This window comes from Synergistaceae bacterium (assembly GCA_017444345.1).
Classification (GTDB): domain Bacteria; phylum Synergistota; class Synergistia; order Synergistales; family Aminobacteriaceae; genus JAFUXM01.
The window spans coordinates 1-2294 of record JAFSWW010000107.1 but is presented as its reverse complement, the minus strand read 5'-3'; the positions used below and the strand labels follow the sequence as shown (position 1 = coordinate 2294).

General features: G+C 36.7%; 2 protein-coding genes. Both read right to left on the bottom strand.

Features of this window, described 5'->3' with window-relative positions; all coding sequences use genetic code 11:
• On the bottom strand, positions 1-1977 hold a 1977-nt coding region (locus tag IJS99_08590), incomplete at its 3' end, for a type I restriction endonuclease subunit R (protein MBQ7561872.1).
• Between the two features lie 19 nt (positions 1978-1996).
• The coding region (locus IJS99_08585) for a restriction endonuclease subunit S (protein ID MBQ7561871.1) at positions 1997-2294 on the bottom strand (298 nt) is incomplete at its 5' end.

Sequence of the window (2294 nt, the reverse complement as noted above, 5' to 3'; positions counted from 1 at the left end):
TTTGTCTACCCATAAAGTATTTAATTTCTGCGCGTCGAATCCCGTCAAGAACATATTTACAACGATTAATATATCAATTTCGCGATTCTTTGTGCGCATTGAGACATCTTTATAATAATTCTGAAATTTTTCGCTCGACGTGTCATAATTTGTGCTGAACATTGAGTTATAATCTTTTATTGCCGTCTCAAGTAATTCGCGCTGTTCATTATCAAGCTCCGCCGTGCTCTCTGAATTCTCCTCATTATTTACTGAATAACTGTATATAATTGCAACTTTTAAATTTGTCCCGGCCTGTTTCTTGAACTCGTTATAATAAAGCATTGCCGCATTTATCGACGAAGCCGCAAATATTGAATTAAATTCACGGTGTCGAGTCTGTTCGTTGAAGTGTTCAATTACATATTTTACGATCTGCGAAATTCTTTCAGGCGCGTTATAAGCCTTCTCCCTGTCTATATCGTGAACAAGTTCATCAATTATATTTTCTTTCTTGTGCATTGTCGAATAATAATAAACTCTGAACGGCAGCACGTTTTTATCCTGAATAGCATTCAAAATCGTATACGCGTGAATTTTATCCCCGAATGTTAAATCAGTCGTAAAAAATGGAGCAGCTTTATTATTATTTCCTGAATTCTCCGCAAAAATGGGCGTGCCTGTAAAGCCGAATATATAATAATTCTTGAAAGTTTTTATTATCGCCCTGTGCATATCCCCGAATTGACTCCGGTGGCACTCGTCAAATATTATTACAACGTGTTTATTATATACTGAATGAGATTTATTTTTGCGTATAAATATAGCTAATTTCTGAATCGTCGTGATTATTATTTTCGCGCTTGAGTCACTCAATTGAGCCTGTAAAATTCTCGTCGAGCTGTTACTGTTTGCCGCGCCCTCTTTATATTTATTGTACTCGTTCATTGTCTGAGTGTCTAAATCCTTGCGGTCAACTACAAATAATACTTTGTCAATAAAATCTAAATTTGCAGCAATTATCGCAGTCTTAAATGATGTCAGAGTCTTCCCCGATCCCGTCGTGTGCCAAATATAGCCGCCCGCTTTGATAGTCCCGTAACGTTTATAATTATTCGCGCATTTGATTTTATTAATTATTCGCTCCGTCGCTGTGATTTGATAAGGCCTCATTACCATTAATTTTTGCTCGCTCGTGAACACGCAGTATTTTGTCAACACATTCAAAATAGTATGTCTAGCAAAAAAAGTTTTCGTAAAGTCTATTAAGTCATGAATATTTTTATTTCCCGCGTCCGCCCAGTATGAAGTAAAATCAAAACTTGAATGACTCTTGTCAAAACGTGTAGTATTCGCATAATATTTCGTGTCAGTCCCGTTTGATATAACAAAAATTTGTACGTAATCAAATAATTTATAGCCCGCTCCGAAAGATTCACGTTTATAGCGGTCGATCTGATTAAATGCTTCACGGATTGCCACCCCCCTGCGCTTTAATTCAATATGAACGAGAGGCAGGCCGTTTACTAAAATTGTAACATCATAGCGGTTACTATTTTTTGCGTCTTCAGTTTTGCTGACTGAGTACTGATTTATGACTTGTAAAATATTTTCGTGTATATTTTCTTTGTTGATTAACATAATATTTTGAGTCGTCCCGTCATCGCGCTTGATTGCATGTATAAAATTTTCTTGTATTCGTTCAGTCTTGGCCGTCTTGCTGTCAGTCTGTGAGGAAATAACGGACTTGAAAAAATTATCCCATTCCGAGTCGCTGAATTTGTAGTGATTTAACTTTTCAAGCTGGGCGCGCAGATTAATTAATAAATCTTTCTCCGAGTGAATTTGCAAATAATTATAACCCTGTTCGCATAAGAGTCTAATAAATTCGCGTTCAAGTTCGGCCTCAGTCTGAAAAGCTGTAGAGTTTCTAGGCTCCGGCGTGTACTCTGCTATGACTGTATCTTTATTTGATTCGGCTATTATATTGCATGACATCGAAATTTTTCCGCTCCTGTTATAAATTTTTTTGCTTGAAAGTCAATAGTTTATCACGGTAATATTCATATTGTTTGCGCCGGGCGTTTATCTCTGCGGGAATTCCTGAAGTTATATCATTGCAGAGTGAGTCAAATTTATCAAGTATTGCGCTGATTCGTTTTTGTTCGTCTATGGGCGGGAGGGGGATAATTACATCATTTAATGTAATCGGCCTTACTTCTGTAACCTTCACACCGTAAGCAAGTTTTCTTTTTTGCTTGTAAAATATATCAGATTGAAAGAAGTATGATAAAAATTTTGCGTCCTGTTCGTGA